The sequence below is a fragment of the Ignatzschineria larvae DSM 13226 genome (assembly GCF_038500265.1).
Lineage (GTDB): Bacteria > Pseudomonadota > Gammaproteobacteria > Cardiobacteriales > Wohlfahrtiimonadaceae > Ignatzschineria > Ignatzschineria larvae.
The window spans coordinates 2,360,780-2,383,709 of the sequence record NZ_CP150637.1; the positions used below are offsets into that span (position 1 = coordinate 2,360,780).

The 22,930-nt window shown below is 39.0% G+C and carries 21 protein-coding genes and 3 tRNA genes; 19 read left to right on the top strand and 5 right to left on the bottom strand.

What is annotated here, in order from left to right:
* Positions 1 to 2 precede the first annotated feature (2 nt).
* On the bottom strand, positions 3 to 668 hold the full coding sequence (pyrE, locus tag WMO13_RS09765; RefSeq protein ID WP_051396338.1) for an orotate phosphoribosyltransferase: 666 nt from the start codon (positions 666 to 668) through the stop codon (positions 3 to 5).
* The gene (pyrF, locus tag WMO13_RS09770; protein WP_026879582.1) at positions 668 to 1,378 is read right to left on the bottom strand and encodes an orotidine-5'-phosphate decarboxylase; all 711 of its coding nucleotides are present in this window, start codon (positions 1,376 to 1,378) and stop codon (positions 668 to 670) included. The genes pyrE and pyrF overlap by 1 nt, the downstream gene beginning before the upstream one ends.
* A 1,031-nt stretch (positions 1,379 to 2,409) precedes the next feature.
* Between pyrF and WMO13_RS09775 the strand changes: the two genes are divergently transcribed.
* From WMO13_RS09775 to fnr, 3 genes are all read left to right on the top strand, one after another.
* Positions 2,410 to 3,330: an ABC transporter substrate-binding protein gene (locus tag WMO13_RS09775; protein ID WP_026879583.1), complete on the top strand. Its 921-nt coding sequence runs from the start codon at positions 2,410 to 2,412 to the stop codon at positions 3,328 to 3,330.
* Positions 3,331 to 3,877: 547 nt separating this feature from the next.
* Complete coding sequence (locus WMO13_RS09780; protein WP_034856217.1) at positions 3,878 to 5,620, top strand: chorismate-binding protein; 1,743 nt, start codon at positions 3,878 to 3,880, stop codon at positions 5,618 to 5,620.
* 653 nt (positions 5,621 to 6,273) lie between these two features.
* Positions 6,274 to 6,987: a fumarate/nitrate reduction transcriptional regulator Fnr gene (gene fnr, locus WMO13_RS09785; RefSeq protein WP_026879585.1), complete on the top strand. Its 714-nt coding sequence runs from the start codon at positions 6,274 to 6,276 to the stop codon at positions 6,985 to 6,987.
* Between the two features lie 341 nt (positions 6,988 to 7,328).
* Here the strand turns inward: fnr and WMO13_RS09790 are convergent, their stop codons facing one another.
* Positions 7,329 to 8,546: an aromatic amino acid transport family protein gene (locus tag WMO13_RS09790; protein WP_026879586.1), complete on the bottom strand. Its 1,218-nt coding sequence runs from the start codon at positions 8,544 to 8,546 to the stop codon at positions 7,329 to 7,331.
* A gap of 449 nt (positions 8,547 to 8,995) precedes the next feature.
* Here WMO13_RS09790 and WMO13_RS09795 point away from each other — a divergent pair.
* The 4 genes from WMO13_RS09795 to WMO13_RS09810 all read left to right on the top strand — a co-directional run bounded on the left by WMO13_RS09795 (position 8,996) and on the right by WMO13_RS09810 (position 11,645).
* Positions 8,996 to 9,070 (top strand) — tRNA-Lys (locus WMO13_RS09795).
* A 159-nt stretch (positions 9,071 to 9,229) separates the two neighbouring features.
* Positions 9,230 to 9,304, top strand: a tRNA-Lys gene (locus WMO13_RS09800).
* 175 nt (positions 9,305 to 9,479) lie between these two features.
* Entirely contained in the window at positions 9,480 to 11,504 is a 2,025-nt protein-coding gene (locus WMO13_RS09805) for a GNAT family N-acetyltransferase (RefSeq protein ID WP_026879587.1), read from the top strand.
* A gap of 65 nt (positions 11,505 to 11,569) precedes the next feature.
* Positions 11,570 to 11,645: transfer RNA gene (locus WMO13_RS09810), tRNA-Thr, on the top strand.
* 499 nt (positions 11,646 to 12,144) lie between these two features.
* Here WMO13_RS09810 and WMO13_RS09815 read toward each other — a convergent pair.
* On the bottom strand, positions 12,145 to 12,399 hold the full coding sequence (locus WMO13_RS09815) for a succinate dehydrogenase assembly factor 2 (RefSeq protein ID WP_026879588.1): 255 nt from the start codon (positions 12,397 to 12,399) through the stop codon (positions 12,145 to 12,147).
* 350 nt (positions 12,400 to 12,749) lie between these two features.
* Between WMO13_RS09815 and prmA the strand changes: the two genes are divergently transcribed.
* The 11 genes from prmA (at position 12,750) to secB (ending at position 20,224) form a co-directional block, all read left to right on the top strand.
* A complete protein-coding gene (gene prmA, locus WMO13_RS09820; protein ID WP_026879589.1) occupies positions 12,750 to 13,637 on the top strand; it encodes a 50S ribosomal protein L11 methyltransferase in 888 nt (295 codons plus the stop codon).
* Positions 13,638 to 13,640: 3 nt separating this feature from the next.
* On the top strand, positions 13,641 to 14,585 hold the full coding sequence (gene dusB / locus WMO13_RS09825) for a tRNA dihydrouridine synthase DusB (RefSeq protein ID WP_026879590.1): 945 nt from the start codon (positions 13,641 to 13,643) through the stop codon (positions 14,583 to 14,585).
* A 142-nt stretch (positions 14,586 to 14,727) separates the two neighbouring features.
* A complete protein-coding gene (locus WMO13_RS09830) occupies positions 14,728 to 15,000 on the top strand; it encodes a helix-turn-helix domain-containing protein (protein WP_026879591.1) in 273 nt (90 codons plus the stop codon).
* A gap of 120 nt (positions 15,001 to 15,120) precedes the next feature.
* Positions 15,121 to 15,687 (top strand): elongation factor P-like protein EfpL, encoded by a 567-nt coding sequence (gene yeiP / locus WMO13_RS09835; RefSeq protein WP_026879592.1) that lies wholly within the window; start codon positions 15,121 to 15,123, stop codon positions 15,685 to 15,687.
* A 246-nt stretch (positions 15,688 to 15,933) separates the two neighbouring features.
* A complete protein-coding gene (locus WMO13_RS09840) occupies positions 15,934 to 16,518 on the top strand; it encodes a peptidylprolyl isomerase (protein WP_034856220.1) in 585 nt (194 codons plus the stop codon).
* A gap of 54 nt (positions 16,519 to 16,572) precedes the next feature.
* The gene (locus tag WMO13_RS09845; protein ID WP_026879594.1) at positions 16,573 to 17,049 is read left to right on the top strand and encodes a copper resistance protein NlpE; all 477 of its coding nucleotides are present in this window, start codon (positions 16,573 to 16,575) and stop codon (positions 17,047 to 17,049) included.
* Positions 17,050 to 17,305: 256 nt separating this feature from the next.
* Complete coding sequence (locus WMO13_RS09850) at positions 17,306 to 17,809, top strand: peptidylprolyl isomerase (protein WP_026879595.1); 504 nt, start codon at positions 17,306 to 17,308, stop codon at positions 17,807 to 17,809.
* Positions 17,810 to 17,951: 142 nt separating this feature from the next.
* Complete coding sequence (locus WMO13_RS09855; protein WP_026879596.1) at positions 17,952 to 18,824, top strand: metallophosphoesterase; 873 nt, start codon at positions 17,952 to 17,954, stop codon at positions 18,822 to 18,824.
* A 107-nt stretch (positions 18,825 to 18,931) separates the two neighbouring features.
* A complete protein-coding gene (locus WMO13_RS09860; RefSeq protein ID WP_026879597.1) occupies positions 18,932 to 19,360 on the top strand; it encodes a rhodanese-like domain-containing protein in 429 nt (142 codons plus the stop codon).
* Positions 19,361 to 19,371: 11 nt separating this feature from the next.
* On the top strand, positions 19,372 to 19,638 hold the full coding sequence (grxC, locus tag WMO13_RS09865; RefSeq protein WP_026879598.1) for a glutaredoxin 3: 267 nt from the start codon (positions 19,372 to 19,374) through the stop codon (positions 19,636 to 19,638).
* Between the two features lie 103 nt (positions 19,639 to 19,741).
* Positions 19,742 to 20,224: a protein-export chaperone SecB gene (gene secB / locus WMO13_RS09870; RefSeq protein WP_026879599.1), complete on the top strand. Its 483-nt coding sequence runs from the start codon at positions 19,742 to 19,744 to the stop codon at positions 20,222 to 20,224.
* 298 nt (positions 20,225 to 20,522) lie between these two features.
* Here the strand turns inward: secB and WMO13_RS09875 are convergent, their stop codons facing one another.
* Complete coding sequence (locus WMO13_RS09875; protein WP_156923316.1) at positions 20,523 to 21,461, bottom strand: hypothetical protein; 939 nt, start codon at positions 21,459 to 21,461, stop codon at positions 20,523 to 20,525.
* A gap of 219 nt (positions 21,462 to 21,680) precedes the next feature.
* On the opposite strand from WMO13_RS09875, the gene nadR reads away from it, so the two are divergent.
* Entirely contained in the window at positions 21,681 to 22,916 is a 1,236-nt protein-coding gene (gene nadR / locus WMO13_RS09880; RefSeq protein WP_026879601.1) for a multifunctional transcriptional regulator/nicotinamide-nucleotide adenylyltransferase/ribosylnicotinamide kinase NadR, read from the top strand.
* The last annotated feature ends 14 nt before the right edge of the window (positions 22,917 to 22,930 follow it).

Below are 22,930 nucleotides of genomic sequence, written 5' to 3' on the forward strand. Positions count from 1 at the left end.
GATTACTTACCCCAGCTACTTGGATCTTTATTCCATTCAGTGAGGGCAACACGCTCCTCTTCGCTAATGATGTTTTTGCTAAGCGCTGTTTCAAGCAGTGCAGGATAATTACTTAAAGTCGCATAATGTAGACCTACTTTACCAAAGTTTTCCGCTGCAATAGGTAGATCGTAAGAGAAGATTGCCGCAACACCAATCACTTCAGCGCCTGCTTCTTTGAGTGCATCTGCACAGGTTAAAGAGCTGCCACCGGTTGAGATTAGATCTTCTACGATTACGACTTTTTGGCCCGGCTTAATAATTCCTTCGATCATATTCCCGCGACCATGTTTCTTAGGTGAGCTACGAACATAGACCATCGGTTTTTCTAAGACCGCACTCACCCAAGATGCGTGAGGAATGCCGGCCGTTGCGGTTCCCGCAATCACTTCTACTCCAGGGAAGTTCTCCTGGATCAATTTAATCAAATTTTTTGAGATAAATTTCCGTACTTCAGGATGACTGACAATAAGACGGTTATCACAATAAATTGGAGATTTAAGGCCTGATGCCCAAGTAAAAGGATCTTTAGGCGATAATGAAACAGCATCGATAGAGAGCAGTGCTTCCGCAACTTTATGTTTTACGGTTTCATCATGTTGTAAATTAGCAGTATTATTCGTATTCATTATTCTGTTCTCTCCCATTCTTCTTTCACTGTGTAATATGCTTTTAATGGATCTTTCGCTTGTGTAATTGAGCGACCTACAACGATATAACTTGAACCATTTTTCTTTGCTTCAAAGGGGGTCATAATCCGGCGTTGATCATCCGCGGCATCAGAGGCTAGACGAATCCCTGGGGTGACACAAAGGAAGCTGTCGCGCGTGTTTTCTTTGACCATCTTCGCTTCTAGTGCTGAGCAGACAACGCCATCTAATCCTGAATTATTGGTCATTTTGCTGTAGTGAATGACTGATTCAAGTAAGCTTGTTTGAATATTTTGCTCTGCTTGCATCTCTTTTTCACTCATACTCGTCAGCTGAGTAACGGCAATAAGACGTGGACGTTTTGAATTGCCACTGCCAATCTCTAAGCCTTCTAACGCCTCTTCCATCATGCGTTTTCCTCCGGCAGCATGGACATTCACCATATCAACGCCCATTTTAGCAAGGCCGATCATCGCACTTTTTACGGTGTTTGGAATATCGTAGAGTTTTAGATCTAAAAAAACCTCATAACCTCTTGCTTTGAGAGTTTCAACTAGCATAGGCCCTTCGTTATAGAAGAGCTCCATCCCAATTTTAATATAGAGTTCTTCCCCTTTAGGCATCATCTCTAGAAAAGCTTTCGTTTCGAGATAATTGGGGAAGTCGAGGGCAATAATGGGTTTTGTCATAACAATCTACTTTTATTTTATTTTTCCAAAAAAAAACCGACTATTGTCGGCTATTCCTCTTATGAATGATTGAGTTGTGAACAACGAGTTTGGCCTGTTTGTTTCATCTGCAAATATCCCTATTTCACTTTCATTCATTTAAATTGGGCATATTCTAGCACCGTAAATTGGGAATGAAAAGTATTTAATCGATGAATAGGATTATGAATAAGGATCTCCTTAAAAATAGGCTAAAAATCGAGGCTAAAATCGTCAAATAGTAAACTTTCGAAGTTTTAATATACTATTTTTTTTCAATAGAAACAAAATGATAGTTGTCAGTAATGGTTGTTACTTATAATTGAGATATGACTTGTGGATAACTTTGTGGGTAATACTGTCTATATGTTGATAACAACCGTGAAAAGATCTATTAAGATTCATTTAAGGGAACGCTATTATAGTAAATTTGGTTTAAGAAAAATGGTTTTAAACACCACTTGCAAGATGCCGGATAGAACGGCTTTCTTACTTATTACAGCCGATGCGCCGGCATTTAAACAAGCTTATTTTGAACCGATATTACTATAAAATAAATTCTTAGCATTGATCTATAGAGTTGCCTATAGAAAATTGGGTTTTAAGGAAGATTGATTATGAACGGTTTATCGGAAATAGGGTAAAAATAATGCAATATTGGAACAATTTAAAATAAATTTTAGATATGAAAAAGTAGCAATCATCAATCATCTCACTGATTGAGCAAAAAAATGTGAAAAATTTTAATAGAAAGAGTAGACAAGTCGATTATTTTCAATAATAATAAGAATCATTCTCAAAAGAGATCAATAGTCAATTGAGAATGGAAGCATAAATTTTAATGAAGCGTTCTGTAACTATAAAGTTTAAATATATCTCATTGATATATTTCTAAGATAGGCTTGCTAAACCTATCTACCCTATTGACTTATTAAGAGAGCTTACTCTGTTAATAAGACTGATTATAAATAAAAATTCGGCAACCTATGATATTGCTGAATCAAAGGACAACAATGAAAACTCTGTTAAAACGTAGTGTTTGGATGCTCCCTTTAATGACAGCGCTCTCTGTTATCTCTCCTTCTATGGCTGTGGATAAAGGGATTGTTATGGATTTTGGGGCTGTGGATACCCTTAAAGCGCTAGGTAAAGCGGATCGTATCTCTGCGTTGCCAATACAGAATTTGCCGGCCTATCTATCCGATTTAGATCTTAAAGATATTCAAAATAGCGGTGGAATGAAATCGCCTGATTTAGCGGTATTTGCAGAGTTAAAACCCCAATTTATTGTGATATCTCCTCGCTTAGGCGGTCGTGTTGATGAATTAAGTGAATATGGAAAAGTACTTAATTTCACAGTAGATTCAGATCATTATGCTCAATCGGTGGCGACAAATATTTTGGCGTTAGCAGAGTTAGTGGATGCCGAATCCGAAGCAAAAGCATCATTAGATGTACTGAATGGCAAATTAGATCAAGTACGGGCTGAAATAGCCCAATTCCCTCAAACAGCCCTTGTGATGATCCACAATGATGGTCACTATATGGCAACGCCCACAAGTGGAACTGCAAAATTTATTCATCAATTTTTAGGGGTGAAGAATGCGGCTCCTGAAGTACCGCAACCCACAGAACAAGATAAAGATGCTCGCCCTGCACGTCAAGCAGTGGATGAGGCTTATTTGAATAACATTCAACCAGATCTTATTTTTGTAGTCGATCGTAGTAGTGCGATTGGTCAAACGCCGATGGATCAATCTCTATTTGAAACCAATGTTGTCAGTAAAGCAATGAATAAAGATGGAAAAGCGATTAAAGTGATCTATCTTGATCCAACCCTCTGGTATCTTTCAGGTAATGGCTTAATCAGTATCGAAACGCAAGCGAATGAGGTTCTTTCGGCATTAAAAGATTCTTCATCTTCTGCTCAATAAAAGCATATTGAAGAGGAAATCAGAGATGAGCAACTCTGTTTAGATTCCTCATAATTTTTATGGATAGTAGCAATATTTCTTGTAATCGCTATCCCTTGATAAAACACAGTTTCTGCTCTTGGCCCTGATCCTTAGAAATAGAATTTGTTGACTTCCTCCAAAAAACATGCAAATTATATCCTAAGACTTCTAAACGATCAGGGTTCTTTTTTTATCTTGAGATAATAAAGTGTCACGATAAAAAAGGAACCACTAGCTTCAAGTGAGAAATCCCCCATTTATAAGGAATTTAAAGATGACCTCAACTATTTTAACAACACCTCGCCGTTGGTGGCCTGTGATGAAATATCGCGGGACGTGGTGGCGTGTCAGTTAAAATAAGAGTCACCTAGAGATTTTAAGCCCGCAATATGCGGGCTTTTTTGATGCACTCATATTGTGGAATGAAGTCTTCGGTTTATCCCCGTAACCCTTCAATCAATGATGGATGAGGAAAACTATCCATATATAAAACAAGTCAGTTAACCACAATAAGAGGAATCAAATCATGCCTTACACTACTTTTAATCGTTCACAAATATTCACACTTACAGAATCACTGACAAAATCAGCAGATCACTATTTTGATCCTTGCACACTCTTTACAGAGCTTGTGCATCAAAATCCACAAGCGCCTTACCTACTCTTTGAATCTGCTAGTACCGATGATCAACGCGCCCTTAAAAGCCTGATCATTACTCAATCAGCGCTTACGATCAGAGCCTTAAAAAGTCATGTTACTGTCCGAGCAATGACAACTTTAGGGGAATATTTACTTGCGTATCTCCAAGAAATTTTTAAATCTGAATTAATTCATTTTCAGGATCAAGAAGCGATATTTGATCTCCCCTTTGATGCAGCAGTTCGCCCACGAGGTGTATTGACTATTTTAGATCCGCTATTAGCGCTTAAGAATCCCGAATTTTCGCCTTTTATTGGCGGATTACTCGGATATGATCTTGTGGGGGATGTTTATCAAATCACCATTCCTGAAAAGGGGAGAGAACGAGATCTTTCTCTCTATCTTGCAGAAGGCTTGATTACAGTAGATCATCAAACAAAAGAGAGTCGTTATGAAGAACTCTTTTTGAGTGAAATTACGACGCGCCTTGAGAGTTATAAATCTTTTAATCAACATTTAAAAGATTATCAATCTATCCTCGATAGAGTGAGTCATCACACTGATTCCCCCACAATATCCCCAGAGTTATCCACAGGAGATCATAAGATTCAGACAGATTCTACAGAAATAAAAGCGAATCAAAATGGGTTATCCACATTATCCAAAGGTTCTACTCAGAGTTATACGCAATCTTATCATCAACAATATTCACAGAGTTATCCACAGGCTGATGGGGATATGCGGAATGTGATGGATCCCGAAAAAGGGGTTCAGATCCCTGATAGAGCACCCTTTAAAGCTATAGTAGAGTCTTATATTGAACAGATTCATGCGGGAAAATTAGCGCAAATCGTACCTTCTCGTACTTTTACAGTGCCGTGCCCTGACCCTTTAAGTAGTTATCGAGCACTTAAAACAGCTTATCCAAGTCCTTATCTCTTCTATCTTCACGATTCTGAATTTACGCTCTTTGGTGCCTCGCCGGAATCTTCCCTTAAATATGATCCGACAAGTCGAGAGTTAGAGCTCTATCCAATTGCCGGTACTAAACTGCGAGGGATGATCAATGGTGAGATTGATGAAGCGTTAGATCAACTTGCTGAAGAGACTTTGATTAATGACCCAAAAGAGCGTTCGGAACATCTGATGTTAGTGGATCTAGCAGAAGAGGATTTAGCGCTTGTTTCTGATCCTGAGACCATCGCAGTTAAAGCTTTAATGAAAGTCGATCGTTATCGTTATGTAATGCATTTAGTTTCACAAGTTGTAGGCCGCTTGCGAGATGATCTTTCACCGATTGATGCCTATTTAGCGGTGATGAATATGGGAACTTTGACCGGCGCACCAAAGCGTTATGCAATGGAAGAGATCTATCGATATGAACAAGTGGCTCGAGGGAGTTTCGGGGGGGCTATTGGTTATATTCAAGCTACGATGGAAGGGGAATATTTCGATAGTGCAATTGTAATTCGTTCGGCTTATGTGGCTGATGGTATCGCAAAAGTACAGGCGGGTGCCGGTATCGTGGCAGAATCGAATCCTGATCGAGAAGCAGATGAGACAGAGAATAAAGCAAGTAGTGTCATTATGGCTATCTTGCAAGCACAATCAATGGAACAAGTAGTTTAACGGATAATTTGATTGTGTAATCCTTTAGAAGGGTAGCTGTCGTTAGAAGATCAATAGTGAGATATGATGACTTTTACTCTTCTACTTTAGAAAGGACTTTTAAAATTAATATAATTGGCAATATTTTTTATTTTTATTTTTAAATTATTTAAATAAGTTATAGGATTATTCTTTTATGACTATAATCTAAATAGCGAGTGCAGTGTTTAAGCGGGAAAACGTGGTAATATAGTGGCTAGAGATTATTATGAAAAGAAGATTTAATATATTAAAATATAGAATTTGAGATCGTAATAAATAAAAATGGCTATCTATCAACCATGATTGAATAGCATTACTCATGTTTTCTACCATATATTTACGTAAAGATATTACAAATATGATAATAATCGTTGTAATATGAGAAAATATGTATTAATTTAGTAGGAAAAGGATTTTCTACAGTCAAATTGAAATAATAGTGGTAGCAGTGATATCTATCAGGAAATATCTATCATCAAGAACGTTATTTGTGGGTATTAATTTATTATTTGCAATGAGTCAAAAGTGTATTCTTTATTGGTTAATGCGCTATTTTGTTTCACTCTATGATAGAATTCGACGTGAATGAGTAGATAAACAGTAGAAAAGCATCTTATGTTGAGGGAAAAGGCATGCATAAAAAAATTAAAGTCGCATGTGGAAATTGTAGCTTACAACAACTCTGCCTACCCGTTGGGCTTGAGAATAGTGAGTTTGTAAAATTAGAAAAGATTGTACAACGCGGTAAACCTTTGTCACGAGGTAAACATATCTACTATCCCGGCGATCCTTTTACATCACTTTATGCTGTACGTTCAGGTGCAGTGAAAACATACAAAGTTGCCAATGATGGAACAGAGTATGTCACGAGTTTCTATCTTCCTGGGGAAATTATCGGTTTAGATGCATTAAGTTCCGGTGTTCATACTTGCGGGGCTAAAACTTTAGAAACAACGAGTCTCTGTGAAATTCCGTATACTCAACTTGACACGATTGCGGTGACGATCCCGAATATCTCCCGACAATTACTCAAAATTATGAGTCATGAGATTAAGTGTGATGAACAGATGATGACAATGATCGGTTCTCAACCGGCACAAGCACGTTTGATTGCGTTATTCTTAAGTCTTTCTGCGCGTTTAAAACGTCGTGGTTATTCTGCTACTGAATTTTCATTGAGTATGTCTCGTGCCGATATCGGTAGCTATTTGGGCTTAGCAGTGGAAACAGTGAGTCGATTATTGAAAAAGTTACAAGATCAAGGCTTAATCGAAGTGAATCATCGGCAAATTAAACTTCTCGATCTAGATCAATTACGGGAATTAGTCAATTTAGAGATCCATTAATATTATTGTGATTATTGCAATGATTGTAATGAGGCTCTAAAAACATCGTTTGTCTATCTTGATAGACTAAGCTATTTAAGTGATAGACATATTAGATTGTAGAGATATGATTATAAAAGGGAAGTTCGATTGAACTTCCCTTTTTGTTGTATAGTCATGTCGGTTTAAAATAAGCTTATTCAAATGCCGGCGCATCAGCTGATCGAGGCAAGAAAGCTGTTCTATCCGGCATCTTGCAAGTGTTGTTTAGTACGGTTTTATGTTTTTTAAACTCCATAATAGCTGTTGAAAAACCATTTTTCTTAAACCAAATTTACTATATATAGTGTCTATGCTTGAAATTAGCCTACAACACTGGGTAGCTTTAAAAGCTCAGGGAATGAACCGACAACAATAATCACGCCAGCGCAAAGAAGGGCTAATAGTAGTGAGAGATTTCCACCTCGAACAGCTCGACCTTGCGGATTTCTCTTCCGCGCTTTATAGACTAAGGCAACCGGTAAGATAACGCCGATAAAGGCGAAGATAACACCGGCAAAGCTAAAGGCGCTTAAGAAGATATTTGGGTAGGTAAAGCCCACAATAATCGGTGGAATAAAGGTTACCGCGCCAACTAAGGTATTATTTTTACTCATATTAAAGTGAGAAAGAAGATCTTTGACCGCATTTGATAAGCCTAAAGAGACGCCGATATAAGAGGTTGTTAAGGCAAAGAGTGAGAAGATTCGTACCATTTCACTAATAGTTTTACTGCCGGTAGTGACCTCAAAGGCTTGAATTAAGCCATTAAGATTCGGCGTTTCATTAAGGATCGCAATCAATTCTGACTGTTTAAGCACGCCATGGGTTGCCATTTGCCAAATGATGTAGATGATAAAAATACCAGTTGAGCCGAAGAAACAGGCCATTCGCAATTTACGATTATCTCCTTTGAGATATTCATTAATAGTGGGGGTACAGATGTGAAAGCCAAAGGTCATAAAGAAGATAGGAAGCGCCGAGAAAAAGAGCAGATTATTAGTAGGCTTATACTGTAAATTGGTAATACTAAATTTGCCAAAGAGAAGATAGAGCAAGATGATAAAGCTGATTACCTTCAGGGCAAAAAAGAGACGATTGGTGATATCTGATAAAGCGATACCGATGGTAACAATAATACCGAATAGAATCGCAAAAGAGAGAGAGGCAATTTTCTGCGCTTTCTCGGGGGCTAAATTGAAAGAATTAGGAATAAAACTAAAGAGTAGATCCCCACTGCCGGTAATATACGCGGTTAATACGGCATACATAAAGAAGAGCAGGATAAAGTTCACAATGAGTTTACCCGTTAAGCCAAAATATTGCTCTGTAATACCGGCAATGCCGTAATCATAAGGGCTATATTGATGTACTTCGGCATAGAGCAGTGCCGTAAAGGTTAAGAGCACCCAGAGGAAAAAGAGTAGGGCAAAAGTCATTCCAAAGCCCATTTGTGCCGATGTGAGTGGCATTGCCAACATTCCTGCACCTACCGCCGTTCCGGCGATGATGAGCGTACTTCCAAATACACGATTTGTCACGTTGTTACTATCCTTATAGTGAAGATAAAAACAATCAACATTTATGATTTAACGATGATTGTGGGTCAATATTTGAGATTAATAGTTAATAAAATTTAAGCCATAAAATCAGTATGATCAGAGTTTTTGTTTAACGCTCACCACTTATTGAGTCACGATTAAGAGGGTAAGAATATAACGGTTTCTTATCATTGGTATACAAATACTGATTTTTGAGCACTGATTTTAACCATTTCTTTGATCATAGTAGAGAACTTATAGGTTGTCTAAGAAGATTTTGAAAAAATGATAAATTTTCTTTCTCTATTCATAATTCAGAATATAAGGGTAAATAATTGACAATGAAGAATGATTTTTAAAAGAGTATTATTTAAATCGACGCTCCTCTGAAAAAAATCAAAAAGAGAGTTGACGATTCTGAAAATTTCTCTATAATGTCAATCCTTGTCGGGTCATTAGCTCAGTGGTAGAGCAGTTGGCTTTTAACCAATTGGTCGAAAGTTCGAATCTTTCATGACCCACCAGACTAGAAAAGCACCTTTTAGGTGCTTTTTTCTTATCTAGCTGATTAAGTCGATCAATATTATTGAATCTGTTTTCAAGATTGTTTTAAAGATAATCAAGATAATGTTAAAAACAGGGTTGACGAAGCGAAGAAAAAGATTATAATAACCACTTCATTTGGGTCATTAGCTCAGTGGTAGAGCAGTTGGCTTTTAACCAATTGGTCGAAAGTTCGAATCTTTCATGACCCACCAAATTGAAGAAACCTCCCTTTGGGAGGTTTTTTTATGTCTATCTGTTTATGCCTATGGCTATCTCTGTCTTTTTTGATTGCTTTTATAGTAATGATGGTAATAAGGTAATGGAGCAGAAGAGCAGTGCATTAGAAGCATTGCAAGAGACAATAGGTAATAGAAGAGCGTAAGAAATATGATCCCTTTTTGGCAACAAGCATTGAGTCAATATATTCACCCATTATCCCGGCAATTATGGATTGTGGAATGTGCTGATGATTTTGAAGTGCTCAGTTTCCCGGCTTTACTCTCTAGCGTTAAAGCCCATTACCCGCAAGCGCTTCTCTTTTCCGATCAGCTACAGTTATCAGATGAACAAGCGAAGATAACCATAGAGCCCCTCAGAGCGACACGGCACTATCTAGGTGCAACGACAGAGGCGGTACTGCTCGATGTTAGGCAAGGGTTTCCCTTAGATTATTTCTTAGCGATTACAGCGACGATCAGGCAAGGGGGATTGCTCATTCTGTTACTCAACAGAGAGGATAAGAGTGGCGATAATAATGGGGATAAGAATAGGGATAATGGAATAAATGGTGCATTTGGAACGGCAGAAAGTCTACGATTTCATTCTGAAGTGATTGCAACCCCTTTTTTTGATCATTATTTACAGCAACAACTCTCCTATTATGGGTATCGTTTTGTAGATCATAGGGTGATGATTCCTGAATATCTACAAAATGCGCATTTGAATATCCTCAATCAAACGGAAAAAGAGTTAGACAGTCGAGAAGTCATTGAGATAACCCCTGAACAGCAGGCGATTATCCACGATTTTCAAGCGCAATCCGCCGGTATTTATACCCTTTTTGCCCCTCGAGGGTGTGGAAAATCGTGGCTATCCTCCCAATTGGTAGCCCATAATGTGAGCGACTATATTGTGACTGCCCCGAATCAATCAGCGATTTCTCAATATCAACAGATTGACGGATTACAATTTCGTGCCCCCGATGCGCTGTTTCTTGCACAGAAACCCGATCGTTATGCCGAAACCTTGATTGTGGAAGAGGCTGGGAAAATGCCATTGAATCATTTGGTACGTTTATCTCAGCGTTTTCAGAAAGTGCTCTTAATCTCTTCTACCGATAATTATGAAGGCACCGGGCAAGGTTTACAGCAGAAATTGCCGGATCTGATTACAATCCATAAAAATTACAAGCTTAGTCAGATTCATCGATTTGATCCGCAAGATCCCCTACAGCAACTCTCTAATGCCTTAATGTTGCAAAGTGGAGAGCGCTCTACAGCTCCCCTTACTCACTCAAAAAGGAATGAGGAGAAGGGCGATATCCTAACAAAACTCACTTTTCGCTACTTTGATGATCAAAATATGGCCGAGTTACGAAGCAATATCCCGGCGATGCGTGCGCTCTATCAGTTATTCAATCGCACTCACTATCAAACACATATTCAAGATTTACGGCGTCTTTTTGATCTGCCCGGTCAATGTTTTCTTCTAGCGTATTTATCTCAAGCTGAAAATGGGGTCGATATTGGTGAGAATCAGCAATTGATAGGCGCAATTTGGGGGGTAGAAGAAGGGGGGTTATCAGAGGATTTAATTGCCGGCGTGTTTAATGGTTATCGCCGGCCTAAAGGGAATCTTGTGGCGCAAATGCTCACAGGGCAGAGCTATTTTCCGGAAGCAATGAGGCAATATTCTATTCGAATTTCCCGAATTTCAGTCGATGAGTCCTATCGGCGCTTAGGTATTGGCCAAGCGATGGTAAAGCAGTTAGAAGAGGCGATCAGAGATCAACAACGATCTATTGATTTTATCTCGGTCAGTTTCGGTTTAACGCCAAATTTGCTCGATTTTTGGCGTAGTTGTCATTATCAGATGATTCATTTAGGCTATCATTTAGATAAAAGTACCGGATTGTATTCAGGGGTTGTGATTAAAGCGCTCAATACTGTGTCGCAAGCTTGGATTGCGGAATCAATTGTAAAATTTCAGGCGGATGCCTTTTTACATCTGCAAAATCGCCCCTTTTTACCAGAAATTAAGAATATATTGGAAAAATATGCGGTGAGTGGGGAATTTGATCAACGAGATCAAATGGTTATAGAGGCTTGTGAGCAAGAAAAACGGACCGCTTATAGCGTGCAAAATGCTGTAATTCGGCGAGATTTAGAGAAAAGTAGTAAAAATATTGATTAAAGATTAGACATCTGTTGACAGAAGTAAAACTCATCTCTATAATCCTAATTCTGAAATGTAGTTCAGCCGGCGTAGCTCAGTTGGTAGAGCAACTGACTTGTAATCAGTAGGTCCCGCGTTCGATTCGTGGTGCCGGCACCATACAGTAAGAACCCAGTAATGAAAGTTACTGGGTTTTTTGCTTTTTCTCTATTATTAATTATCTATGTAGACGAATCATCTTCCTCAAAAGTAGAGTGAGAAGAAGAGTAAGAGAGTAAGAGAGTAAGAGAGTAAGAGAGTAAGAGAGTAAGAGAGTAAGAGAGTAAGAGAGTAAGAGAGTAAGAGAGTAAGAGAGTAAGAGAGTAAGAAGAATGGGGTAATGTTTAAATGCTAAAAGCCCTAAGAAATCTGATCAGTAAGATGGATTTCTTAGGGCTCTGTTGTTATTGCTGAATACCTCTAAGTAGAGAGTCTGCTCTTGTATAGTAAATTTGGTTTAAGAAAAATGATTTTAAACAACACTTGCAAGATGCCGGATAGAATGGCTTCCTTGCTTATTACAGTCGATGCGCCGGCATTTAAATAAGCTTATTTTGAACCGACATTACCATAACTTGTAATTTGAAATTTGATCGGAACTTAGGTTAGGGAATTGAGGTTAATCTTCTAATATATCGGGATTCATCTTTTTAACGAGCGCTTCAATTTCCGGCGTAGGATAGGGTGCGCGATGCATTAAGAGCGAATAGAGTTCAGGATCTTGCATATCAAGCAATGATAGATAGAGATCTTTCTCTTCAATAGGTGCAGATTCAAAGTGCTGCTCTAGATAGCGATCGCATAGCGCATCGAGTTCCCGCATTCCTCTGCGTGAGCGCCATTTTATTTTTCGAAGATCATATTGTTCACTCATAGTAAGCCTCCTGAAAGGAATAAATCTTTTAGTGATGTTATCGGATTATTCTCCTAGTTTATCGTTTTTATTGCAAAATAGGGAATACCTTATAGCACCATATCGTATATGATGAATTTATCTGTAGCCCCGCAATATTCTTTTTTAATCTATTTGAATGAGAAAGCCCTCACTAAAAACAGATGATTACCTGAAATTCGTAAAAAAAATGAGCAAATGATGTGCTATTTTTGATATGATCTATCCCTTGCTGAAAATTGGTAGAGAGTAATCAAGATCACTTTTGCTTGATTATCTGCCATTTCTTAGCTAGTATTCTCCCCTTTAATTATTGTGACAGATGGTGAACTATGAATAGATGGTTTGAATTGACGCTCAAGGCAGACTCACGTTTGACCGCAGAATTACTAGATGAAGCTTTGGTAGAATCAGGTGCTGTGGCTGTCACAATGAAAGATGGTGAAGATGAACCTATTTTTGAACCCCTTCCCGGCGAAACACCGCTTTGGCGTGAGACATTAGTAACAGGGCTCTATGAAGTGCCTTGTGATGTGGATGGGATTATTGCTTTTTTAGGCCAATATCTAGATGAACCGCATCTACCGATCGTCGATAAGCACGAGCTAGAAGATAAGGATTGGGTGAAAGCGTGGCAAGATCACTATAAGCCTATCAAATTTGGGCCTAATCTTTGGATCTGCCCAACACATTTACCCTCACCAGAACCTGAAATTGCCACCGTACGCTTAGACCCAGGTTTAGCATTTGGTACAGGCACACATCCTACAACGGCGCTCTGTCTTGAGTGGCTCTCAGAGAATCAATCGCTCTTTATCGATCAAAACATCATTGATTATGGTTGCGGTTCAGGGATCTTAGGGATTGCCGGTCAATTGTTAGGGGCAAAATCTTGTTATAGCACTGATATAGATCCACAGGCCATTTATGCGACAGAGCAAAATGCTGCGCGTAATAATGTAGAGATTGTTGCCTCATTACCTGATGGGTTCTCGCCGCCTAAAGCGCGGGTTGTGCTCTCTAATATCCTCTCAGGACCTTTAGTCGAATTAGCCCCTATTCTCGGGAATTTAGTAGAACCGGGTGGTCATTTAGTCTTAGCCGGGCTCTTAGATCACGATGCGGAATTTGTAAAATCGGCCTATCGAGATCAATTTGTCTTTGAGGCAGATAAGAGTTTAGATGGTTGGACACGACTCTACGGCATCAAAAAACAGTAAGCAATGAATATCGGTCAATATCAACTATCATCGCCTTATGTGTTAGCACCGATGGCGGGGGTAACGGATCTTCCTTTCCGTAAAATTTGTCGCTCAATGGGCGCAGGGCTTGCCGTCTGTGAAATGGTCAATGCTAATGTCGAATTGTGGGAGACAGAGAAGTCGCAATTGCGATTTACCTATGAAGGGGAAGTCTCGCCGGTGAGTGCACAGATAGTGGGATACGATCCGGTAATGATGGCAGATGTGGCGCGTTATAGTGTGGGGTGTGGCGCTGAGATTATCGATATTAATATGGGTTGTCCTGCTAAGAAAGTGTGTAAAAAAGCGGCGGGATCGGCACTGCTACAAGATGAACCTTTAGTACAGGCCATTTTAGAAGCGGTGGTCAATGCTGTCGAAGTCCCTGTGACACTGAAAATTCGTACCGGTTGGAGTCGAGAGCATAAAAATGCAGTAAGAGTGGCAAAATTGGCTGAAGCTATTGGTATTCAAGCTTTAGCCATTCATGGTCGTACTCGCGAAGATCGCTTCAATGGAGAAGCAGAGTATGACACGATTGCAGAGGTAAAAGCTGCGATCAATATCCCTGTAATGGCCAATGGGGATATTGATTCGGTAGAGAAGGCGGTCAAAATCAAGGCCTACACCGGTGTTGATGCCATTATGATTGGTCGAGCAGCACTTGGGAATCCTTGGCTTTTTCGTTCATTGGTGGAAGGGCAGCTATATCAACCCTCGAATAGAGAGCGGTTAGGGGTCGTGATGACTCATATTCGTGAGTTACATGAATTTTATGGAATTGAAAAGGGCGTCCGTGTTGCGCGGAAGCACCTACTTTGGTATTTGCAAAATCGCACTATTGCGGAGGATTGGCGTAGCACTATGCTACGGGAATTAGATCCCACAAGGCAACTTGAATGGGTGACTCGAATCTTTGGTGAATAGTCGATGGATGGAATATCGCATTATTGAGTACTTATTTAAATAGTTATTTAAGTAGTTATTTAAGTCTCAATTGTTAGTTTCAGTGATTAGTTTTAATTATTAGTTTAACTTATTAAATTACAATTATTTTAGGAGTAACAACATGATTTCTCGTGAGCGTCTTAAAGATCACATTCCTTTACGTGAATCGGTCAAAGAAGCATTAGATGAAATTTCTAATTTATTAGATGGTAAATATCCACCTAATCTCTATCGTTTAGTGATTAATGAAGTAGAGCGTCCGCTTTTTGAGAAAGTTTTAGAATATACGGATGGTAATCAATCAAAGGCTTCTGAAATTTTAGGGATCACCCGCTCAACGCTCAAAAAACGTTTAGATTACTTTGATATTGATCCTCGCGAGCATAAGTCATAAGATAAGCGCTATCAATCCTGCAATAGGGCCGTAATCTATGATTCCATTGATGATTCAATATTGATTAATCCTATTTTGCTGTGCCGAGTAGTTTAAATTATCCAATTAGAGGAGAGAATCATGAAAAAAGCAAATGATGTACGTCGTGGAGATGTGATTGCACATAACAATCTCTACTATTTAGTACGAGAAGTGGAAAAGTCAGCGCCCACTGCACGCGGTGGCAATACTACATTTAGAATCCAGATGTTTTCGATTCCTGATAACCACAAAATTGATCTCTCTCTTCGTGCGGATGATGAGCTTGAAGATGTGCAATTAAGTAAGCGCGCAGCGACATTCTCCTATAAAGATGGTGAAAGCTATGTTTTTATGGATAGTGAAGATTATAGTCAATACTATCTTAGCGAGAAACTAGTGGGTATTGATGCCGGTTTTATCATTGAGGGGATTGAAGGATATTATGTTTCTCTGATTGATGAAGCGCCAGTTGCGCTCTCTCTACCGCAGACAGTAGTGTTAGAAGTGATCGATACTGCGCCTGAAATGAAAGGGGCGAGTGCAACAAAACGCAATAAACCTGCAAAACTCTCAACCGGTATTACCGTTTCTGTACCAGAATATATTGAAAATGGTACGAAGATTATCGTGAATACGGATACAAGAGAGTATTCAAGTCGCGCTTAGAAATAGCGCGTAGATAGTATTGATCTTATATTTATCTTATATCTATATCAGCTCTTAAGTTATTGAAGGGAATATTGATAAGTATATTGAAAAGGTGAGGTTCTTTAGAATCTCGCTTTTTTTATGGGTTGAAATTAGAGAAAGTAACCCCATTATGAGATGATGTAAGGAGACATTATTGATTATCGTCATCGATAATCGCAATGAATCATCTAATGAAATTTGAATGATGTAGAGGAATAAAGAATGAGAAAATTGATGTTAGCCGGCGCTTTAATGGCAAGTTTAATGACGGGCGTAACGATGGCCGCCGATGAGGTCAAAGCACCGCCTCTTTATGTCGAAATGGATACAAATCTTGGCAATGTCGTCTTTGAATTAGATGAAGCTAAAGCCCCTATTACGGTAGAAAACTTCAAAAATTATGTGGATGATGGTTTCTATGATGGCTTAATTTTCCATAGAGTGATTGATGGCTTTATGGTACAAGGGGGCGGTTTTGATACCGATATGAAACAGAAGAAAACAGCCGCGCCAATCAAGATCGAATCCGATAATGGACTTAAAAATGTTCGTGGATCAATTGCAATGGCGAGAACGATGGATCCTAATTCAGCGACAAGCCAATTCTTCATTAATACTCAAGATAATACGTTCTTAGATTATCCAGGACAAGATGGCTATGGTTATACTGTATTTGGAAAAGTGGTTGAGGGAATGGATGTGATCGACAAGATGGAGAAAGTGAAAACGACTTCAAAAGGGATGCATCAAGATGTCCCCGCTAAACCGATTGTGATTGAAAGTATGAAGTTTGTGGAGAAACCATAAGTTTCCGCTCATTTAGAATTTATTCATCAAGTTCATTCAGCATAGGAGTTTACTATGAAAAAGAAATTAATTTTAGCGCTTAGTGCTACATTATTACTCGCCGCTTGCGGTGATGATAAAGCGAAAGAGGTCACACCTGCCGAGGTTGATGCCAATAGCGTTGAGTTTTCATCTGAGCATACCGCACAAAATTCATTAGATTATGCCGGCGTTTATAAAGGACAATATCCTTGCGCAGATTGTAGTGGGATCGATGTGGAATTAACCTTAGATTATAATGGTAATTATGATCTAAAACAGACCTATTTAGATGTGAAAGGGAAAAATGAGACCTTTAATGAATCAGGTCGTTTCACGTGGAACAAAGAAGGACAAGTTGTAACATTAGAGGGCACCGATGGCGGGCCAGATGGTCAATTACGCTTCTTCGTGGGAGAGAATATCCTTTTCCCTGCAAATAAAGAGGGTAAACGCATCGAAAATGAAGGACCTTTTGATTACAACTTACAGAAAGTATTACCGGAGGGTTAATACTATTTGAAGATACTTTTACAGCGCAAGTAATCAATCTTGATCATCAAAACCATTGTAGATCACGATTATCTCAGTATTGAATATCGGTACTGAATATGGCACTGTTTCTACTGTAGAGTATCGAGTGATTAGCAGGTAGAGGTTTCAAACGACTTTTGGATTCACGTGAAACCTCTCTCTTTTATCCGTTTTGTGACATTCATATGTGACAGTCAATATCAACATATCAACATTAATATAGAAGGATATTCCTATGCTTAAGTTTCACACGACAATGGGTGAGTTTGTTATTACTTTAGATCATGAGAAAGCGCCGATTACAGCCGCTAACTTTGTACAATATGCTAAAGAAGGTTATTTTGAAGGAACGCTTTTTCATCGTATTATCCCTGGATTTATGGTGCAAGGCGGCGGTTTAGAGCCTGGCATGCATAATAAGACGAAAGGTCATCATGAGCCAATTCAAAATGAAGCGGATAATGGTCTTAAAAATGTCCGAGGTTCAGTTGCGATGGCAAGAACGATGGACCCCCATTCTGCAACAAGCCAATTTTTTGTGAACTTAGTGGATAATGATTTCTTAGATCATAAATCACAAACGCCACAAGGTTGGGGCTATGCTGTATTTGGTAAAGTCACTGAAGGTATGGATGTAATCGATGCGATGGCAAAAGTAAAAACATCATCTAAAGCGGGTCACAGAGATGTACCGGTTGAAGATATTATCATTGAGCGGGTTGAAGTCATTGGCGAGTAATGAATTAATCAAACTACGATATTTTTTAAACGTTATCTTGTTACACGCTATTTGTTGTGGATGATTCATTTCTTTGATTCTCAGACAGGAATGACGTGATAAAATAGGGATCCGCATTAAAATCGTAGTAGAGGAGTGAAATATGGATAGGAGTCATCTCGGTGCACAACTGGCACATCATCCTATCTCACTCTTTATCAGTGATATTCATTTAAGTGAGAGTCGTAACGATATCGTTACGGCTTTCTTGCAATTTGTGACAGAGGTTGCACCTAAAGCCGATCGACTCTATATCCTCGGCGATCTCTTTGATTTTTGGGCTGGAGATGATATTGAAACTGCCTTAACGGAAAAGGTTGCAGCGCATCTATCAAAGTTAGCGAAATCCGGTGTTGAGATCTTTTTCTTACCGGGTAATCGTGATTTTGCGTTAGGAAAGCGATATGCTCAACAAGCTCATTTTCATATTCTGCCAACGGAATACCGGCTTATAGTCGAGAATGACAGTGAGGCGAAAGCACTGAATTATCTTAATGATATATCTGATGATATAGATAAGGATATTGATGATTCAAGAGAAAGTGCTGACTGTCTTGCGATTGATTCACCTATTTTACTGATTCATGGGGATGAACTCTGCACTGATGATATCGCGTATCAACGCTATAAAAGATGGATTCGTCAGCCCATGATTTTAAGTTTACTTCGGCGGTTACCAAGAGCTTATCGTTTGCGATTAGCGGATAAGATCCGACAGAAAAGTCGAGATTTGCCTAATAAAGCGATTATTGATGTCAATGAAGATTTTACCGAACACTTTTTCGCAAAAAAGTCGGTATCGACTATTATTCATGGGCATACTCATCGCGCCGGCATTCATCGGTATCGCAATGGACAGGTTCGTGTTGTCTTAAGTGATTGGGATCGAACGGGAGATTATTTAGTACTTGAAAAGGGTCGACTCTGTCGCCATACATTTAAAATAACGAATCAGGGAATGGAAGCGATAAGGTAGCGCTTTGGCTGTATCATTTTACTCTAAAATAGCGTAAGATAACCGATGGTTATGTGAAACCTCTTCACCTCAAAGATTCAAAACAATTAAGAATAAAGAGTAAGTATATGAATTCGATTATGCCTTTTATCCAACAAAACTGGATGTTTGTGGCAGCATTTGTTGTTGTTGTCGTTCTTTTAATTGCCAATGAGATTAACGCTGCTCGTGGTAAAAAGTATCGTATGAGTATTACCGATGCTTTGAGGGAATATAATGATGATAATGCTGTATTTATTGATATTCGCCCGAAAAAGGATTTTAAAAAATTGCATATTCCTAATGCGGTTAACATTCCGACAGCCGAGCTTGAGAAGCAATTAGAGAGTTTAGCGCAATTTGGCGATAAGAAAATTATTGTATATAGCGATACTGATCCACGTGCTAATGAAGCGTGTATTAAATTACGTAAATTGCATCCGAATGCAGCGCTTAATGTGCTTGTAGGCGGTATTGTCGGTTGGCAAGAGGCGAATTTACCTCTTTCTAAAGGTTAAAGGAGTAGAAAATGAAAAAAGTAGAAGTCTATTTTAAAACCACTTGTGGTTATTGCCGTCGTGCATTTGAAGTATTAGCACGTCACAATGTTGAGCCTGTCAAAATTGATGTGGATAGCGATCCAAAACTTTGGGAAGAGTGCCAAAAACGTTCTGGTCGTAATACTGTACCTCAAATTTTCATCGGCGATTATCACGTCGGTGGTTGCGATGATCTAATGATGCTTGAGAAGAAAGGTGAGCTTGATGATTACCTTTCAGGTAAGTTACCTCAGTAATTGTCGTAATAGATAAGAGTGTCGATGCACTCTCACTAAGCAATTTTAAAACGAGGATCATCTATGATGATCCTCATTTATTAAGTTAAAAGGGTTAAAATCCATGAGCGAAACAAATCAAACTAACGAAGTAAACCAAGAGAACCAAGCATCATTTGATATCTTAAGAATCTATACTAAAAATGTCTCTCTTGAATCCCCAAGCACACCTGAAATCTTTAAAATGGAAGTGCAACCAGAAATTCAAATTCAATTGAGTAATGAAGAACGTGAAATCGAGCCAGGTATTCACGAGGTGGCATTAAAAGTCACCGTCACCGCAAAAAGCGAAGATAAAATTATGTTTATCGCTGAAGTTGAGCAAGCGGGTCTTTTCCAATTAGTGAACTTCCCTGCAGAGCAACTACAGGCGATTCGCGGAGGTTATTGCCCCAATATCCTCTATCCTTATGCGCGTCAATCACTTGATAATCTCATCTCTAAAGGGGGATTCCCACCAGTGATTCTTTCACCAATCAATTTTGAAGCAGTCTATGCAGAGCGCCAAGCACAAATGCGTGCAGATGCTGAAAATATGGATGCGTAATGGATTGTTAGGAATTTCTAACATCGAATATTCAGTAGAATACTCTATTGAATAAAAAGAGAGCTGAATGACGATTGAATCATTCAGCTTTTTTGTATTATTAATGAATATTATAGTCAATTTGGTTTAAGAAAAATGGCTTTTAAACAGCTATTGTGTGGTTTTAAAAGAAGATAAAACCTGACTCACCAACACTTGCAAGATGCCGGATAGAACAACTTCCTTGCCTCGATCAGCTGATGCGCCGGCATTTGAATAAGCTTATTTTGAACGGATATTACTATACTATAGTTGCTTTTTAAGGTTGATAAGTCTGAATTCGATTTTTCCAACCGGCAAGCCAACGAGATTCGCCTTTTGCGGGATCTGCGTTATTCACTCGATTCGTTAGTACCTGTTCAGCCGAACGGCGAAAATCAGCGAGGATCGCTTGATCTTTCTCTGCTTTAGTCTGCCCGTTATGAGTGAGTGCCATATTCTCTAATACTTGCATTAAGCCCCAGCCTTCCCCTTGATAGCGCTCATTGGTATTAATACCCTCGCCTTTGAAATTGACATAATCAATGAGTGCATAGAGTCCATTTTGGGCATTCGCCACTTCGTAGAATTTAATCTCTATAAAATCGGGATATTGAGAAACCGCTTTCATTTTACCGAGGGCATTTTGTAATCGTTGGAAGATAAAGAGCGCCTGATAATCTTTGGTATTGGCCAAAAATTGGGTTAATTCTTGTAGCTCACCGCGGGCTTTTGCTTGATTAAAAGCTTCTCGATTAGGCCAAGGGGCGGTCGGATATTTTTGTAGTATCGCCGGTAATGGCACGCCATTTTGTCGTAAAAACGCCACTAAAGCCGGGAAAGTCTCTTCATATTTGTCCCTTTCCCCCGCTTTATACCAAATAAAGTGACCAATCCCGAGTGAAGGGAAATTTTCGCCGACATTCCACGAGACTAGATTTTCTAGTTTCCCTCCAGTTTCATTTTGATAGATCTGTTCCCCAACGCGCGCGAGAGCTTGTTGCGAAATATGGATGGGTTGGGTGGAGGTGGCGGGATTCAAACCTGTCCTATTTTGTGCTGTAACCGGCATAAAAAGCAATGCACTCATCCCTACCGTTATACTCAATAATAGCTTCAGTGAAGTCTTTAATCTCAATCGATGATGGGAATTACGGAGATCTTTACGATCTGAATGTTGCGATATGAATGAGGATAAAAATCGAGTATGTTGTGCCATATCCTACCTTGCTCTGTTCGAAATTAATTTGTGATTGATAGCCGTTATCTTACTTGATCTTGTTATTGCAATCTAGGAGATCACTCGAGAATGATGTAAGAGATCGTTTAAAAATTTAATTCATTGAACAAATAAAGCTTTCTTTTGATATTGATGTTTTGTATATTAAACAAAATTAACTTAATTAATAGAAAAAGTTTAGTGAAAGAGGTTGCGATGATGATACCGGTTGAACATCTTAAGAAAGTAATCAAGGATCGTGGTTTAACACTGCAGCGTGTTGCAGAACAGTGCGATATGACGAAAGGTTACTTGAGTCAATTATTGAATGGCAAGATTCAAAACCCTAGTGCCGTAAAGATGAATGCGCTCTATCAATATCTCAATATTCAACAATCGGATACGCAAAAGCAGAAAGTGGGGCTTATTTTTGGGGCTTTCTATCCACTTCATACCGGACATATCTACCTTATTCAGCGAGCGATTAGTCAGTTAGATGAGTTGCATATTGTGCTTCGTTACAATGAGGCAAGAGATCTGCAAACTTTCGAAGATAGTGCTATGAGCCGGCAACCTACACTGAAGGATCGTCTGCGTTGGTTACTACAGACTTTCAAGTATCAGAAGAATATTCATATTCATTATATTGATGAAGAGAATTTGACGGATTCTGCAAAAGATCAGGCTTTGTGGGCTCAAAAGGTTGCTTATTTTCTCAAATCTCACAATATTCAACCGGATTTGATCTATACAAGTGAATTAGCGGATGAAGTTTTTTATCAAAAATATCTCAATATTCCGACCAAAATTATTGACCCGGATCGAGAATTTATGCCAATTCACGGGGAAGATATTCGCCGGTCGCCACTTGCCCATTGGGAATATATTCCGACAGAAGTTCGCCCCTTTTTCGTGAAAACAATTGCGATTTTAGGCGGAGAATCGAGTGGAAAAAGTATGATGGTCAATAAGTTAGCCAATATGTTTAATACTACAAGTGCTTGGGAATATGGTCGGGAATATGTCTTTGAACATTTAGGGGGCGATGAGCGCGCACTGCAATATTCTGATTACGATCAGATTGCTCTCGGTCACGCGAAATATATCAATTTTGCAGTGAAACACGCCAATAAGATTGCCTTTATCGATACCGATTTTCTCACAACGCAGGCTTTCTGCATTCAATATGAGGGCAAACCGCATCCCTTTGTACAAGCGTTGATTGATAGCTACCGCTTCGATTTAGTGATTCTACTGGATAACAATACCCCTTGGGTGGCCGATGGTTTACGGCATTTAGGGGATAATCAGGTACGTAAAGAATTTCAATCACTTCTCAAAAAATTACTGCGAGAAAATCAGATTGATTATGTGGAAGTCACGAGCGATCAATATGATGAACGATATCTTCAATGTATTGAATTAGTTGAAGAATTGCTTAGAAATGCCCGTTAATCTATGAATTAAAT

Bases quoted from the DNA above. Each gene is read 5' to 3' on its own strand.
- WMO13_RS09845 (WP_026879594.1), top strand. From the start codon at position 16,573: ATGAAAAAGAAATTAATTTTAGCGCTTAGTGCTACATTATTACTCGCC.
- WMO13_RS09840 (WP_034856220.1), top strand. From the start codon at position 15,934: ATGAGAAAATTGATGTTAGCCGGCGCTTTAATGGCAAGTTTAATGACG.
- grxC (WP_026879598.1), top strand. From the start codon at position 19,372: ATGAAAAAAGTAGAAGTCTATTTTAAAACCACTTGTGGTTATTGCCGT.
- yeiP (WP_026879592.1), top strand. From the start codon at position 15,121: ATGAAAAAAGCAAATGATGTACGTCGTGGAGATGTGATTGCACATAAC.
- WMO13_RS09780 (WP_034856217.1), top strand. From the start codon at position 3,878: ATGCCTTACACTACTTTTAATCGTTCACAAATATTCACACTTACAGAA.
- dusB (WP_026879590.1), top strand. From the start codon at position 13,641: ATGAATATCGGTCAATATCAACTATCATCGCCTTATGTGTTAGCACCG.
- WMO13_RS09860 (WP_026879597.1), top strand. From the start codon at position 18,932: ATGAATTCGATTATGCCTTTTATCCAACAAAACTGGATGTTTGTGGCA.
- pyrF (WP_026879582.1), bottom strand. From the start codon at position 1,378: ATGACAAAACCCATTATTGCCCTCGACTTCCCCAATTATCTCGAAACG.
- WMO13_RS09815 (WP_026879588.1), bottom strand. From the start codon at position 12,399: ATGAGTGAACAATATGATCTTCGAAAAATAAAATGGCGCTCACGCAGA.
- WMO13_RS09775 (WP_026879583.1), top strand. From the start codon at position 2,410: ATGAAAACTCTGTTAAAACGTAGTGTTTGGATGCTCCCTTTAATGACA.
- prmA (WP_026879589.1), top strand. From the start codon at position 12,750: ATGAATAGATGGTTTGAATTGACGCTCAAGGCAGACTCACGTTTGACC.
- WMO13_RS09850 (WP_026879595.1), top strand. From the start codon at position 17,306: ATGCTTAAGTTTCACACGACAATGGGTGAGTTTGTTATTACTTTAGAT.
- WMO13_RS09830 (WP_026879591.1), top strand. From the start codon at position 14,728: ATGATTTCTCGTGAGCGTCTTAAAGATCACATTCCTTTACGTGAATCG.
- pyrE (WP_051396338.1), bottom strand. From the start codon at position 668: ATGAATACGAATAATACTGCTAATTTACAACATGATGAAACCGTAAAA.
- WMO13_RS09855 (WP_026879596.1), top strand. From the start codon at position 17,952: ATGGATAGGAGTCATCTCGGTGCACAACTGGCACATCATCCTATCTCA.
- nadR (WP_026879601.1), top strand. From the start codon at position 21,681: ATGATACCGGTTGAACATCTTAAGAAAGTAATCAAGGATCGTGGTTTA.
- WMO13_RS09805 (WP_026879587.1), top strand. From the start codon at position 9,480: ATGATCCCTTTTTGGCAACAAGCATTGAGTCAATATATTCACCCATTA.
- secB (WP_026879599.1), top strand. From the start codon at position 19,742: ATGAGCGAAACAAATCAAACTAACGAAGTAAACCAAGAGAACCAAGCA.
- fnr (WP_026879585.1), top strand. From the start codon at position 6,274: ATGCATAAAAAAATTAAAGTCGCATGTGGAAATTGTAGCTTACAACAA.
- WMO13_RS09875 (WP_156923316.1), bottom strand. From the start codon at position 21,461: ATGGCACAACATACTCGATTTTTATCCTCATTCATATCGCAACATTCA.